Origin of the sequence: Georgenia satyanarayanai (assembly GCF_900116375.1) — a bacterium.
Lineage (GTDB): Bacteria > Actinomycetota > Actinomycetes > Actinomycetales > Actinomycetaceae > Oceanitalea > Oceanitalea nanhaiensis.
Window position 1 is genome coordinate 873,558 of sequence record NZ_UETB01000001.1, and the last position, 13,952, is coordinate 887,509.

At 73.4% G+C, this 13,952-nt stretch carries 14 protein-coding genes; 2 read left to right on the plus strand and 12 right to left on the minus strand.

Translation table 11 applies throughout. The annotated features are described in order from the left end of the window. Positions 1 to 4: 4 nt before the first annotated feature. From carB to DSZ44_RS03980, 6 genes are all read right to left on the minus strand, one after another. Complete coding sequence (gene carB, locus DSZ44_RS03955) at positions 5 to 3,292, minus strand: carbamoyl-phosphate synthase large subunit (protein WP_110851228.1); 3,288 nt, start codon at positions 3,290 to 3,292, stop codon at positions 5 to 7. After that, positions 3,292 to 4,506, minus strand: coding sequence for a glutamine-hydrolyzing carbamoyl-phosphate synthase small subunit (gene carA, locus DSZ44_RS03960; protein ID WP_110851229.1), 1,215 nt, complete (start codon positions 4,504 to 4,506; stop codon positions 3,292 to 3,294). Before carA ends, carB begins: the two co-directional genes overlap by 1 nt. Then, positions 4,503 to 5,822, minus strand: a complete 1,320-nt coding sequence (locus DSZ44_RS03965; RefSeq protein ID WP_110851230.1) for a dihydroorotase — start codon at positions 5,820 to 5,822, stop codon at positions 4,503 to 4,505. Before DSZ44_RS03965 ends, carA begins: the two co-directional genes overlap by 4 nt. Then, a complete protein-coding gene (locus tag DSZ44_RS03970) occupies positions 5,819 to 6,805 on the minus strand; it encodes an aspartate carbamoyltransferase catalytic subunit (protein WP_110851231.1) in 987 nt (328 codons plus the stop codon). Before DSZ44_RS03970 ends, DSZ44_RS03965 begins: the two co-directional genes overlap by 4 nt. Beyond that, complete coding sequence (pyrR, locus tag DSZ44_RS03975; RefSeq protein WP_110851232.1) at positions 6,802 to 7,362, minus strand: bifunctional pyr operon transcriptional regulator/uracil phosphoribosyltransferase PyrR; 561 nt, start codon at positions 7,360 to 7,362, stop codon at positions 6,802 to 6,804. The genes DSZ44_RS03970 and pyrR overlap by 4 nt, the downstream gene beginning before the upstream one ends. Positions 7,363 to 7,556: 194 nt before the next feature. Continuing rightward, the gene (locus tag DSZ44_RS03980) at positions 7,557 to 8,054 is read right to left on the minus strand and encodes a CinA family protein (protein WP_181424523.1); all 498 of its coding nucleotides are present in this window, start codon (positions 8,052 to 8,054) and stop codon (positions 7,557 to 7,559) included. Positions 8,055 to 8,162: 108 nt separating this feature from the next. Here DSZ44_RS03980 and DSZ44_RS03985 point away from each other — a divergent pair, with 108 nt between their 5' ends. Together DSZ44_RS03985 and DSZ44_RS03990 are read left to right on the plus strand one after the other, a co-directional pair. Further along, complete coding sequence (locus DSZ44_RS03985) at positions 8,163 to 8,597, plus strand: DUF4383 domain-containing protein (protein ID WP_110851361.1); 435 nt, start codon at positions 8,163 to 8,165, stop codon at positions 8,595 to 8,597. Beyond that, positions 8,594 to 9,130 carry a DUF2231 domain-containing protein gene (locus DSZ44_RS03990; RefSeq protein ID WP_110851234.1) on the plus strand — a complete coding sequence of 179 codons (537 nt, stop codon included), beginning with the start codon at positions 8,594 to 8,596 and terminating at the stop codon, positions 9,128 to 9,130. Before DSZ44_RS03985 ends, DSZ44_RS03990 begins: the two co-directional genes overlap by 4 nt. Before the next feature lie 2 nt (positions 9,131 to 9,132). On the opposite strand, the gene lgt is transcribed toward DSZ44_RS03990, so the two are convergent. The 6 genes from lgt to DSZ44_RS04020 form a co-directional block, all read right to left on the minus strand. Beyond that, the gene (gene lgt / locus DSZ44_RS03995) at positions 9,133 to 10,101 is read right to left on the minus strand and encodes a prolipoprotein diacylglyceryl transferase (protein WP_220035077.1); all 969 of its coding nucleotides are present in this window, start codon (positions 10,099 to 10,101) and stop codon (positions 9,133 to 9,135) included. A 254-nt stretch (positions 10,102 to 10,355) separates the two neighbouring features. Then, positions 10,356 to 11,171 carry a tryptophan synthase subunit alpha gene (gene trpA, locus DSZ44_RS04000; protein ID WP_110851235.1) on the minus strand — a complete coding sequence of 272 codons (816 nt, stop codon included), beginning with the start codon at positions 11,169 to 11,171 and terminating at the stop codon, positions 10,356 to 10,358. Beyond that, entirely contained in the window at positions 11,171 to 12,463 is a 1,293-nt protein-coding gene (trpB, locus tag DSZ44_RS04005; RefSeq protein WP_110851236.1) for a tryptophan synthase subunit beta, read from the minus strand. Before trpB ends, trpA begins: the two co-directional genes overlap by 1 nt. Further along, a complete protein-coding gene (gene trpC, locus DSZ44_RS04010; RefSeq protein ID WP_110851237.1) occupies positions 12,460 to 13,275 on the minus strand; it encodes an indole-3-glycerol phosphate synthase TrpC in 816 nt (271 codons plus the stop codon). The genes trpB and trpC overlap by 4 nt, the downstream gene beginning before the upstream one ends. Positions 13,276 to 13,358: 83 nt before the next feature. Then, positions 13,359 to 13,637 (minus strand): hypothetical protein, encoded by a 279-nt coding sequence (locus DSZ44_RS04015; RefSeq protein WP_110851238.1) that lies wholly within the window; start codon positions 13,635 to 13,637, stop codon positions 13,359 to 13,361. Continuing rightward, positions 13,634 to 13,918: an HGxxPAAW family protein gene (locus DSZ44_RS04020; protein ID WP_110851239.1), complete on the minus strand. Its 285-nt coding sequence runs from the start codon at positions 13,916 to 13,918 to the stop codon at positions 13,634 to 13,636. Before DSZ44_RS04020 ends, DSZ44_RS04015 begins: the two co-directional genes overlap by 4 nt. Positions 13,919 to 13,952 lie beyond the last annotated feature (34 nt).

The following is a 13,952-nucleotide window of genomic DNA, read 5'->3' on the forward strand; positions in this document are numbered from 1 at the left end:
TCGGTCACCGGGCCGCCCGGGCGGCGTCGTGCTCCTGGAGGGAGGTGACGGTCATCGGGCCGAGGCCGGCGGCCTCGATCGCCTGCACCGCGGCGGAGAGCTCCTGGACGGTCGTGATGATCGGCTTGTCGGCCGCCGTCGTCGCCGTGCGGATCTCGTAGCCGTCGGCGCGAGCACCCTGGCCGGACGGGGTGTTGACCACCATGTCGACCTGGCCGGTCTCGATGAGGTCGACGATCGTCGGCTCGCCGTCCGGGCCACGCCCGTCGGAGGCCTTGCGCACGAGCCGCGCGGCGATCCCGTTGCGGCGCAGCACCGAGGCGGTGCCCTCCGTCGCGAGGATCTCGAAGCCGAGGCTCTGCAGGCGCGCCACCGGGATGGCCAGCGCCCGCTTGTCGCGGTCCGCGACGGACACGAACACGGTGCCGGTGGTCGGCAGCCCGCCGTAGGCGGCGGCCTGGGACTTGGCGAAGGCGCGCGGGAAGTCGACGTCGTACCCCATGACCTCGCCCGTGGAGCGCATCTCCGGGCCGAGCACGGTGTCGACGACGGAGCCCTCGCGGGTGGCGAAGCGCTTGAACGGCAGCACCGCCTCCTTGACGGCGATGGGCGCGTCGAGGTCGAGGCGCGTCGCGTCGTGCCGGGGCAGGATCCCCCGCTCCCGCAGCTCGGCGATCGTCGCGCCGGCCATGACGAGCGAGGCGGCCTTGGCCAGCGGCACCCCGGTGGCCTTGGCGACGAAGGGCACGGTGCGCGAGGCACGCGGGTTGGCCTCGATGACGTAGAGGACGTCGGAGACGAGCGCGAACTGGATGTTGATGAGCCCGCGCACCCCCACGCCGTCGGCGATGGCGCGGGTGGACTCGGCGATCCGCGCGATCTCCCGCTCGGAGATCGTCACCGGCGGCAGCACGCAGGCGGAGTCGCCGGAGTGGATGCCGGCCTCCTCGATGTGCTCCATGACGCCGCCGAGGAAGAGCTCGGTGCCGTCGTAGATGGCGTCGACGTCGATCTCGGTGGCGTCGTCGAGGAAGCGGTCGATGAGGAGCGGGCCGGTCGTGGCACCGATCCCGGCGCGGACCGCGTAGTCGCGCAGCTGCTCGACATCGTAGACGATCTCCATGCCGCGCCCGCCGAGCACGTAGGACGGGCGCACGAGCACCGGGTAGCCGATGCCCTGGGCCACCTCCTCGGCCTGCGCGAGCGTCGTCGCGGTGCCGTACGCGGGGGCGGGCAGACCGGCCCGGTCGAGGACGGCGCCGAAGCGCCCGCGGTCCTCGGCGGCGTCGATCGCCTCCGGCGGGGTGCCCATGATCGGCACGCCGGCGTCGGCCAGGCGCTGGGCCAGGCCGAGCGGCGTCTGCCCGCCGAGCTGGACGACGACGCCGGCCACCGGGCCGACGGCGAGCTCGGCGTGGTAGACCTCGAGGACGTCCTCGAAGGTGAGCGGCTCGAAGTAGAGCCGGTCGGAGATGTCGTAGTCGGTGGAGACCGTCTCCGGGTTGCAGTTGACCATGACGGTCTCGAACTGCTCGGCCAGCGCCATGGTGGCGTGGACGCAGGAGTAGTCGAACTCGATGCCCTGACCGATCCTGTTCGGCCCGGAGCCGAGGATGATGACCGCGGGGCGCTCGCGCGGCTCGACCTCGGTCTCCACGTCGTAGGAGGAGTAGTGGTAGGGCGTCTGCGCGGCGAACTCCGCGGCGCAGGTGTCCACCGTCTTGTACACGGGGCGCAGGCCGTAGGCGTGACGGACCTCGCGGACGGTGTCCTCCGTCAGGTCGCGCAGCTCCCCGATCTGGACGTCGGAGAAGCCGTGCCGCTTGGCCTCGGCGAGCAGCTCCGGGGTGAGGGCCGGCGCCTCGCGCAGCTCGGTGGCGACCTCGTCGAGGAGCACCATCTGGTCGAGGAACCACGGGTCGATGGAGGTGGCCGCGAAGAGCTCCTCGACGGTGGCGCCGCCGCGGATGGCCTGCTGGACCTGGACGAGACGCTCCGTGGTGGGCGTGCGCACCGCCTCGAGGAGCGCGGCGGTCTGCTCGGCGTCCGGCCTCTCGCCCTGCCAGTGGAAGACGCTGCCCTTGGCGTCGATGGAGCGCATGGCCTTCTGCAGGGCCTCGGTGTAGCTGCGGCCCAGGGCCATCGCCTCGCCCACCGACTTCATGGTCGTCGTGAGGACGGGGTCGGCGGCGGGGAACTTCTCGAAGGCGAAACGCGGGACCTTGACGACGACGTAGTCCAGCGCCGGCTCGAAGGAGGCCGGCGTCGTCCTCGTGATGTCGTTGGGGATCTCCTCGAGCGTGTAGCCCACGGCCAGGCGCGCGGCGATCTTGGCGATCGGGAAGCCGGTGGCCTTGGAGGCCAGCGCGGAGGAGCGCGAGACGCGCGGGTTCATCTCGATGACGACGATGCGCCCGGTGTCGGGCTCGACGGCGAACTGGACGTTGCACCCACCGGTGTCCACGCCCACGGCGCGGATGATCGCGATGCCGATGTCGCGCATCCTCTGGAACTCGCGGTCGGTGAGCGTCATCGCCGGCGCGACGGTGATGGAGTCACCGGTGTGGACGCCCACGGGGTCGACGTTCTCGATGGAGCACACGACGATGACGTTGTCGGCCTTGTCGCGGATGAGCTCGAGCTCGAACTCCTTCCACCCGAGGATCGACTCCTCGAGGAGGACCTCGGTCGTGGGCGAGTAGTGCAGGCCGGCGCCGGCGATGCGCTCGAGGTCCTCGGGGTTGTAGGCGAGGCCCGAGCCGAGGCCGCCCATGGTGAAGGAGGGGCGCACGACGAGCGGGTAGCCCAGCTCCTCCGCGGCGGCGTGGCACTCCTCCATCGAGTGGCAGATCGTCGAGCGCGCCGAGCTGGCGCCGCACTGCTCGACGATGTCCTTGAAGGCCTGACGGTCCTCCGCGGCGTGGATGGAGGCGACGGACGCGCCGATGAGCTCGACGTCGTACTCGGCCAGCACCCCGGCCTCGTCGAGCGCGATCGCGGTGTTGAGCGCGGTCTGGCCGCCGAGGGTGGGCAGCAGCGCGTCGGGACGCTCCTTGGCGATGATCGTCGCGACCACCTCGGGGGTGATCGGCTCGACGTACGTGGCGTCGGCGATCTCCGGGTCGGTCATGATCGTCGCCGGGTTGGAGTTGACGAGGATGACCCGCAGGCCCTCCTCGCGCAGCACCCGGCACGCCTGGGTCCCGGAGTAGTCGAACTCGGCGGCCTGCCCGATGACGATCGGCCCGGAGCCGATGACGAGAACGGAACGCAGGTCGGTACGACGCGGCATCAGGCGTCCTCTCCGGTCGTCTGGGAGCGCGCCTGCCGCCGGGCGGTGACGAGCTCGAGGAAGCGGTCGAACAGGTGGGCGGCGTCGTGCGGGCCGGCGGCCGCCTCGGGGTGGTACTGGACGGAGAACGCGGGGATGTCCAGGGCGCGCAGGCCCTCGACGACACCGTCGTTGAGGCTGACGTGGGAGACCTCGACGCGGCCGAAGCGACCGTCGTCGTAGGGCGCCACGCTCTCCTCCCCCACCGGGGCGTCGACGGCGAAGCCGTGGTTGTGCGCGGTGATCTCGACCTTGCCGGTGGCGCGGTCGAGCACGGGCTGGTTGACGCCGCGGTGGCCGTAGTCGAGCTTGTAGGTCCCGTAGCCCAGGGCGCGGCCGAGGAGCTGGTTGCCGAAGCAGATGCCGAAGAAGGGCAGGCCCTGGGCGAGCACGCCGCGCAGCACCTCGATCTCGTGGTCGGCGCTGCCCGGGTCGCCCGGGCCGTTGGAGAAGAACACGCCGTCGGGCTCGAGGGCGACGATCTCCGCGAGGGTGGTGTGCTGCGGCACGACGTGCACGCGGGCGCCGCGCTCGGCGAGCTGGGCGGGGGTGCGCGCCTTGATCCCGAGGTCGACGGCCACGATCTCGGCGAGCGGCTCCTTGCCGGCGAACTCCCCGGTGGGCTCGACGACGTAGCGCTCCTGGGTGGACACCTCACCGGCGAGGGCGGCGCCGCTCATCGCCGGCGCCTGGCGGACGAGGTCGACGAGGACGCCGATCGCGGAGGCGTCCAGCCCCATCGCACCGGCGGGCAGCGCCGAGCCGGAGAAGATGCCGGCGCGCATGACGCCGCGGTCGCGCAGGTGGCGGGTGAGCGCGCGGGTGTCGAGGTGGCAGATGCCGACGACGCCCTGCTCGCGCAGCTCGTCCTCGAACCCGCCCGTCGAGCGCCAGCTCGAGGCGCGCCGCGCGGGCTCGCGCACGACGAGACCGGCCACCCAGATGCGGGTCGACTCCGGGTCCTCGTCGTTGGCGCCCGTGTTGCCGATGTGCGGGGCGGTCATCGTGACGATCTGACGGTGGTAGGAGGGGTCGGTGACCGTCTCCTGGTACCCCGTCATCGCCGTCGCGAAGACGATCTCCCCGACCGTGCGGCCCTCGGCGGCGTAGGCCTGCCCGGCGAGGACGTAGCCGTCCTCGAGGACGAGCAGGGCGTCCTCACGCTGGTTCCTCAACGGGTTCCTCCTGTGTGGTCGGCGACGGGCTGGGCGTCGAGCACGGTCGCACGCCCGCGGAGGAACGTGGCCACGACGCGCCCTGGAAGGGTACGGCCCTGGAACGGGGTGTTGCGGCTGGTGGTCGCCTGGTGGGCGCCGTCGACGACGACGCGCGCGGCCGGGTCGACGAGGGTGAGGTTGGCGGGCTCGCCGACGGCGATCGGGCGCCCGTGCCCCTCGGCGCGCCCGATCCGGGCGGGCGTCGTCGACAGCACGCGGGCCACGCCGGCCCAGTCGAGCAGGCCGGGCTCGACCATCGTCTCGATGACGACGGGCAGCGCGGTCTCCAGGCCGGTCATCCCGAAGGCGGCGTCGGCCCACTCGCAGTCCTTGGCCTCGACCGGGTGGGGGGCGTGGTCGGTGGCGACGATGTCGATGGTCCCGTCGGCCAGGGCGGCGCGCAGGGCCAGGACGTCCTCCTGCGTACGCAGCGGCGGGTTGACCTTGTAGACGGGGTCGTAGCTGCGGGCGAGGTCGTCGGTGAGGAGCAGGTGGTGGGGGGTGACCTCGGCGGTGACGTCGATGCCGCGCGCCTTGGCCCAGCGGACGATCTCCACCGACCCGGCGGTCGAGAGGTGGCAGATGTGGACGCGGGATCCGACGTGCTCGGCGAGGAGGACGTCGCGGGCGATGATCGCCTCCTCCGCGACGGCCGGCCAGCCGGTGAGCCCGAGCTCGGAGGACACGACGCCCTCGTTCATCTGGGCGCCCGCGGTGAGGCGGGGCTCCTGGGCGTGCTGGGCGATGACGCCGTCGAAGGCCTTGACGTACTCCAGCGCCCGGCGCATGAGGACCGGGTCCCACACGCACAGGCCGTCGTCGGAGAAGACCCGCACGCGGGCCTGGGAGGCGGCCATGGCGCCGAGCTCGGCGAGCTGCTCCCCCGCCAGGCCCACGGTGACGGCACCGACGGGCAGGACGTCGGTCCAGCCGGCCTCGCGGCCCAGGCGCCACACCTGCTCGACGACACCGGCGGTGTCGGCGACGGGCTGGGTGTTGGCCATCGCGTGGACGGCGGTGAAGCCGCCGAGCGCGGCGGCGCGCGTGCCGGACCACACCGTCTCGGCGTCCTCGCGGCCCGGCTCGCGAAGGTGGGTGTGGAGGTCGACGAGCCCGGGCAGGGCGACGAGACCGTCGGCGTCCAGGACGCGGGTCTCGCTGCCCGCCTGCGCGGCGGCGTCGGGGCCGGTGGCGGTGATGACGCCGTCGGCGAGGAGGAGGTCGGTGGGCTCGGCGCCCACGGGGGCGGCGCCCCGGATGAGGTGGCTGGTCACGCGGAGGCTCCCTGCGTCGTGGCCGCCGGCGCGCCGGCGAGGAGGTGGTAGAGGACGGCCATGCGGACGGAGACGCCGTTGGCGACCTGCTCGACGATGGTCGAGCGGGGGCTGTCGGCGGCCTCGGCGGAGATCTCCAGGCCGCGGTTCATCGGGCCGGGGTGCATGACGATGGCGTGCTCGGGCAGGCGCGCGAGTCGGGCGCCGGTGAGGCCGTAGCGGCGGTGGTACTCCTGCGGGGAGGGGAAGAACCCGCCGCCGGAGCTCGACATCCGCTCGCGCTGGACGCGCAGCATCATGACGGCGTCCGGACCGGTGGCGAGGGCGGCGTCCAGGTCGTACTCGACGTCGGCGGGCCAGGCGTGGGCCCCGACGGGCACGAGGGTCGGCGGGGCGACGAGCGTGACCTGTGCACCGAGCGTGGTGAGGAGGTCGACGTTCGAGCGCGCCACCCGCGAGTGGAGCACGTCCCCCACGACGACCACGCGCAGACCCGAGAGGTCGCGGCCGCGGGAGTCGCCGTCGTCGTCGGCCGCGAGGTGACGGCGCACGGTGTACGCGTCGAGCAGCGCCTGCGTGGGGTGCTGGTGGGTGCCGTCACCGGCGTTGACGACCGGCACGTCGATCCAGCCCGAGTGGGCCAGGCGGTGCGGCGCACCGGAGGCGCTGTGCCGGATGACGACGGCGTCCGCGCCCATGGCCTGGAGGGTCTGGGCGGTGTCCTTGAGGGACTCGCCCTTGGAGACGCTCGAGCCCTTGGCGGCGAAGTTGATGACGTCGGCCGAGAGCCGCTTGGCGGCGGCCTCGAAGGAGATCCGGGTGCGGGTGGAGTCCTCGAAGAAGAGGTTGACGACGGTCCGGCCGCGCAGCGTGGGCAGCTTGCGGATCTCCCGGGACTGGGTGACGGCCATCTCCTCGGCGGTGTCGAGGAGCGCCACGGCCGCGTCGCGGTCGAGGTCGGCGGCGGAGAGCAGGTGCCTCATCGCTCCTCCCCCTCGGCCGGCTTGACGATGGTGACGGCGTCCTCGCCGCCGTCGAGGTCCGCGAGGGCGACCTGCACCCGCTCGTGGCGGGAGGTGGGCAGGTTCTTGCCGACGTAGTCGGCGCGGATCGGCAGCTCGCGGTGGCCGCGGTCGACGAGGACGGCGAGCTGGACCCGGGCCGGGCGGCCGAGATCGGACAGCGCGTCGAGCGCGGCGCGGATGGTGCGCCCGGAGTAGAGGACGTCGTCGACGAGGACGACCGTGGCGCCGTCCACCCCGCCGGCGGGCAGCTCGGTGCGCAGCAGGGTGCGGGTGGGCTGGGACCGCAGGTCGTCGCGGTACATCGTGACGTCGAGCGTGCCGAGCTCGGCGCTGCCGCCGGCGGCGAGCACGCGCTCGTGCAGGCGCTGGGCGAGCGGGGCGCCGCGGGTGGGGATGCCGAGGAGGACGAGACGGTCCTCCGGGTCGGTGCGCTCGAGGATCTCGTGGGAGATGCGGGTCAGCGCCCGGGTGATCTCCGGGGGGCCGAGCACGGGGACGACAGAACCAGGGGACATCTGGCGGGCTCCTTCCCCGCCTCACAGGACGGGTCTTAAAGGACGGGCAGATCGCGGTCCATCGTAGCGGCGGCTCCCGGGCGGTCAGGCGACCGCGCCGCAGTGTGGACGACTGCGACCCACCTCACACCCCCGCCGACACCCGACCTGCCGACACCGGACCTGCCGCCGACACCCGACCTGCCGCCGACAGCTCACTTGTTACCCGCGTCCTCCAGGCCCGCGCCGAGGAGCTCGAGCGCCCGGGTGGTCGTCGCGTCGAGGATCTCCTGCGGGTCGCCGTCGAAGTGGTGCTCCTCGCAGGTCGTGCCGGCCGGGGTGTGGATGGCGATGAACACCGTGCCGACCGGCTGGTCCTCCTGCCGGTCGGGTCCACCGACACCGGTGACGCCCACCGCGCAGTCCGCGCCCAGCACCCGGGCGGCACCCTCGGCCATCGCCCGGGCGCACTCCTCACTGATGACGGGGACGTCGGGCACGCCGAGCGCCTTCTGCTTGGCCTCCACCGTGTAGGTGACGGCGCCTCCGGAGAACCAGCTCCCGGCGTTGGGAGCCGCGCCGAGGTGGACGGCGATCTGCCCGCTCGTGAGGGACTCGGCGGTGGCGACGGTGACTCCGCGCTCGCTCGCGTTCTCGGCGACGATCGTGGCGAGCTGCTCGGCGTCGCCGGTCATGTGGGGTTCGTTGGCCATGGACGCGATTGTCACGGCGGCGTGCGCAGACGGCATCCGCTGGCCCCGGATGCGGCCCGTGGCGCCCACCACGATCATGGCGGGACCCGACCAGTGCAGGAGGACGTCATGTCAGGCACCCGAGCTCCCGCGCCTCGCCGCGGGACCCACCAGTGGCTCGCGCTCCTCATCGGAGCGGTCTACCTCGTCGTCGGCATCGCCGGCTTCGCCGTCACCGGGTTCGACGGCTGGACCGAGCACGACCACAGCCAGACCCTGCTCGGCTTCGCGATCAACCCCGCCCACAACGTCGTGCACCTGCTCATCGGGCTGCTCGGTGTCGTGCTGTGGCGCAGCGCGAGCGGGGCTCGCACCTTCGGCTGGCTCCTCGTCATCGGCTACGGCGCCGCCTTCGTCTACGGCCTGGTCGTCGTCGACAACCCGGACGCGAACTTCCTCAACATCAACTGGGCCGACAACTGGCTCCACCTCGCCTCGGTGATCGGTGGCCTGCTCGTCGCCCTCCTGCCCTACCGGACCACGGCGACGGGAGCCGACCGATGACAGCACAGGACTCCGTCGGCGCCCGCCTGGCCGCCGTCGTCGAGAAGGACGAGCGGCTCGACGGGATCGTCTCCCGGCTCACCGGCCCCACGCAGCGGCTCATCGCCTCGCCGGGGCGCCGCGACCTCCTCCTCGGCAAGCAGCTCGGGCACGCGCTGCACCCCATCCTCACCGACCTCCCGATCGGCCTGTGGGCCAGCTCGGTGGTCCTCGACGTCACGATGCCGGGCTCCCGGCCCGCGGCCCGCCGACTCGTCGGACTCGGTGTCCTGGCCGCCGTCCCGACGGCGGTGACGGGCTGGGCGGAGTGGGCGCGGACCGGCAAGCGCGAGGACCGGCGCACCGGCGTCGTGCACGCGGCGGCGAACGGCGCGGCCGCCGTCCTCTTCGGCGGCTCGTACCTCGCGCGGCGCTCCGGGCGCCACGGGACGGGCGTGGTGCTCAGCCAGCTCGGCACCCTCGCGCTGGGGGCCGGCGGAGCGCTCGGCGGTCACCTCGCGATCGGGCGCAAGGTGGGCAGCAGCTTCAGCTGACCTCAGCCCTCGCCGCGACGGTCCTCGGCGGGGGCCGGCGTCGGGTCGTCGTCGAGCGTCGCGTCGTCCTCGACGGCGGGACGGGCAGTCGTGTCGTCGTCCTCGACGGCGCCGCTGTCCTCCTGCGCGGGTCCGTGGCCGGGCAGCCAGATCTCCTCCTCCTGCCCGCGCGTGCGCCGGCCGATGCGGACGAAGATCGCCATGGCGAGGAGGAACACGAGGACCGAGGTCCACACGTTGAGGCGCACGCCGAGGACGGTCTCGGCGGTGTCGATGCGCAGGTACTCGATCCACACCCGGCCCAGCGTGTAGAGCATGACGTAGAGCCACATGACGCGGCCGTGGCGCAGGCGGAAACGACGCTCCGCCCACAGGAGCACGCCGACCATCGCGAGGTTCCACACCATCTCGTAGAGGAAGGTGGGGTGGAAGAGGAGGTCGGGGTCGGTGTAGCCGCTCACGCGGTGCGCGGCGTCGATCTCCAGGCCCCACGGCAGCGTGGTGGGGGCGCCGTAGAGCTCCTGGTTGAAGTAGTTGCCGAGGCGACCGATCGCCTGCGCGACGAGCAGCCCGGGGGCGAGGGCGTCGGCGAAGGGCGCCAGACGCAGGCCGCGGCGGTGCATCGCGATCCACGCGCCGACGGCTCCGCCCGCGACGGCGCCCCAGATCCCCAGACCCCCGTTCCAGATCTCGACGATCCGCGCGGGGTTGCCGTTCTCGCCGAAGTAGGCGTCGGGCGAGGAGACGACGTGGTACAGCCGCGCGCCGACGATCCCGAAGAGGACCATCCACAGCGCGACGTCGACCGCGGTGTCCTTGGGACCGCCCTTGGCGGTGTACCGGCGATCGAGGATCCACCAGGCGGCGACGATGCCGAGCCCGATGGCCAGGGCGTAGGCCCGCAGCGGCAGCGGCCCGAGGTACCACTCGGCCTGGGCGGGGCTGGGGATCGATGCGGGGAGGATCAGCACCCGGGCAGCGTAACGTGCCGCGCGCGGGCCGATTCGCGACGGCGTGGGCCGGGTGTCAGGAACAACTCAGCTGTCGGCGCGGGGAGGGCGTCGCGGGCTCGGCGCGGGGAGGGCGTCGGGGGCTCGGCGCGGGGAGGGCGTCGCGGGCTCGGCGCGGGGAGGGCGTCGCGGGCTCGGCGCGGGGACTACGGGCGGGCTCGGCGCGGGGAGGGCGTCGCGGGCTCGGCGCGGGGAGGGCGGCGCGGGGCGGGGCGTCAGCGGCGGACGCCGGTGGCGAGGTCCTCGACGAGGGTGCCGAGAGCGGACAGGGCCGCCTTCTCGTCGGGCTCCTGGAGGGTGCGCACGAGGGCGGAGCCGACGATGACGCCGTCGGCGTACTCCGCGACCTCCGCGGCCTGCTCCCCCGTGGAGACGCCCAGCCCCACGCAGACGCGCTGCGCGCCGGCGGAGCGGGTGCGGGCCACGAGCTCACGGGCGTGGGTGTCGACGGCGGAGCGCACCCCGGTCACGCCCATGGTGGAGGCGGCGTAGACGAAGCCGCGGGAGGCCTCCGCCGTCATCGCCAGACGCTCGTCGGTGGAGCTGGGCGCGACGAGGAAGACCTTGTCGAGGTCGTGCTCGTCGGCGGCGGCGACCCAATGGCCGGCCTCGTCGGGGATGAGGTCCGGCGTGATGAGCCCCGCGCCACCGGCGCTGGCGAGGTCGCGCGCGAAGCGCTCGACGCCGTAGCGCAGCACCGGGTTGTAGTACGTCATGACGAGCACGGCGGCACCGGTCTCGGCGACCTCCTCGACCGCGCGCAGCACGTCGGTGATGCGCGTGCCCTGGGCCAGCGCCTGGGTGGTCGCGTGCTGGATGACCTCCCCGTCCATGCCCGGGTCGGAGTACGGCAGCCCGAGCTCGACGACGTCGGCTCCGGCCGCGACGGCGGTGCGCGCGGCCGCGACCGACCGCTCGACGGTCGGGAAGCCCACCGGCAGGTAGATGACGAGGCCCTTGCGGCCCTCGGCGAGGGCGGCGTCGATCGCGGCGCCGGAGCCCCGGCGCGAGGTGGTCGTCTGCTGGTCCATCAGTGCTCCACGCTGCCCGTCGCCTCATAGCCGGCGCCGTCCACGGCACCGGTCTTCGCCTCGTCCTGCGGCTTCGCTGCCGACTCCTCGTCGAGCAGCCCGAACCACGCCGCCGCCGTCTCCACGTCCTTGTCCCCGCGCCCGGAGAGGTTGACGAGGATGGTCGGGGCCGGCTCGCCGGCCTCCGCCGCGGCCCTGCCGAGCTGGATGGCCCCGGCCAACGCGTGGGCGCTCTCGATCGCCGGGATGATGCCCTCGGTGCGGCACAGCAGCCGGAAGGCCTCCATCGCGGCGGCGTCGGTGACCGGGACGTACTCCGCCCGGCCGAGGTCGGCGAGCCACGCGTGCTCGGGACCGACACCGGGGTAGTCCAGGCCGGCGGAGATCGAGTGCGACTCGACCGTCTGCCCGTCCTCGTCCTGGAGGAGGAAGGTGTGCGCGCCGTGGAGCACGCCGGGGATCCCTCCGCTGATCGAGGAGGCGTGGCGGCCGCTGTCGACACCGTCGCCGGCGGCCTCGCAGCCGACGAGGCGCACGCCGTCGTCGTCGAGGAACGCGTTGAAGATGCCGATCGCGTTGGAGCCGCCGCCGACGCAGGCGACGACGGCGTCGGGCAGGGAGCCGGTGAGCTCGAGCACCTGCTCGCGCGCCTCCTCGCCGATGATCTTCTGGAGGTCGCGGACCATGCCCGGGAAGGGGTGCGGCCCGGCGGCGGTGCCGAAGACGTAGGTCGTCGTCCCGACGTTCGTCACCCAGTCGCGGAAGGCCTCGTTGATGGCGTCCTTGAGGGTGCGCGAGCCGCTGGAGACGGGCACGACGGTGGTGCCGAGCAGCTCCATGCGCGCGACGTTGAGCGCCTGGCGGCGCACGTCCTCCTCGCCCATGTAGATGACGCACTCCAGCCCCAGCAGCGCGGCCGCGGTGGCGGTCGCGACGCCGTGCTGGCCGGCGCCCGTCTCGGCGATCACCCGCTTCTTGCCGAGCTTGCGGGTGAGCAGCGCCTGCCCGAGGACGTTGTTGATCTTGTGGGACCCGGTGTGGTTGAGGTCCTCGCGCTTGAGGATGACGCGTGCACCCCCGGCGTGCTCGGCGAAGCGCGGCACCTCGGTGATGATGCTCGGGCGGCCCGTGTAGGTGCGGTGCAGCTCGTCGAGCTCGGCCTGGAACGCGGGGTCCTCACGCAGCTCGCGCCACGCGGCGTCGAGCTCGTCGAGCGCGGCGACGAGCGCCTCGGCCACGAAGCGTCCGCCGAAGCGACCGAAGTACGGCCCCTCGGCCTGGCCCAGGCTCACTTGCGCACCGACCGGAGGGCGGGGTGGGCGCCGGCGGCGACCATGTCGGCCACGGCCTGGCGGGGGGTGCCCTGGGTGACGAGGGCCTCGCCGACGAGGACGACGTCCGCCCCAGCGCGGGCGTAGTCGAGCACGTCGTGCGGGCCGCGGACACCGGACTCGGCGACCCTGATGAGGCCGCTGGGCACGACGTCGACGACGTTCGCGAAGACGGACCGGTCGACCTCGAGGGTGTGGAGGTTGCGGGCGTTGATCCCGATCACCTGGGCGCCCGCGTCGACCGCGCGCCTGGCCTCCTCGCGGTCGTGCGCCTCGACGAGGGCGGTCATCCCGAGGGAGTGGACACGCTCGACGAGCGAGGTGAGGACCGTCTGCTCGAGGGCGGCGACGATGAGGAGGACGAGGTCCGCGCCGTAGGCCCGGGCCTCCCACACCTGGTAGGGCGTGACGACGAAGTCCTTGCGCAGGACCGGCACGTCCACCGAGGCCCGCACGGCGGCGAGGTCCTCGAGGGACCCACCGAAGCGGCGACGCTCGGTGAGGACGGAGATCGCGCTGGCGCCGCCCGCCTCGTAGTCGACGGCCAGGCCGGCGGGGTCGGCGATGTCGGCCAGCGCACCCTTGGAGGGGCTGGAGCGCTTGACCTCGGCGATGACCGTGACGGCCTCCTCGCCGCCGCGCAGCGCCGCGACCGCGTCCATGGCGCCCGGCTGCTGCTGGGCACGCTCCTTGAGCGCGTCGAGCGGCACCCGCTCCTCACGCTCGGCAAGGTCCTCACGAACCCCGGCAACGATGTCTTCCAGGACCGTCACGGTGTCTCCCTCCCCTGGTTCCGACCCCCATGGTAGGTGCCACGGGGGACGCCCCCGCCCACCGTCCGGCTAGCGGGCGGGCGTCAGACGCCGATGACCACGCCGACGACGGCGAGCAGCCACAGCAGGGAGCCGACGGCCCCGAGGAGGATGCCCGCGACCGCCTGGGGGCGGTTGGTCGCCCGCCCCGCGGACACGGCGAGCACCCCGTTGACCCCGAGGACGACGGCGGTGATGCTCACGACCGTCCCCACGAGCACGACGGCGGTCGCCGCCGGCGCGAGCAGCGCGACCAGGCCGAGGACGCCCAGGCCGAGCGACCAGCTGCCGTGGCGGTTGCCCTCCGTGGAGGGGTCGCTCACGCGTACCAGTTGTGCTCGCCGCCCTGCGGCGGGTTGTCCCGGTTCCGCGGCTGGCCCATGCCCATGACGCTGAGGACCTTGCTCGCGACGAGCGCGAGGACGAGGACCGCGACGCCCACGATGAGGATCCAGGTCTCCCACAGCACGATCGCGAGGGCGACGACGACCGCACCGAGGCACACGCCCCAGAACATCACCCAGCCGGCGACGGTCTTGCCCTCGTTGTGGAACGGGGCGACCGGCGGCAGGTCGTAGTCGCGGCTCGTGCCGTCTTGCACCATGGGTCGGGTCCTCTCAAGCGGTCGTGGTCTGCGG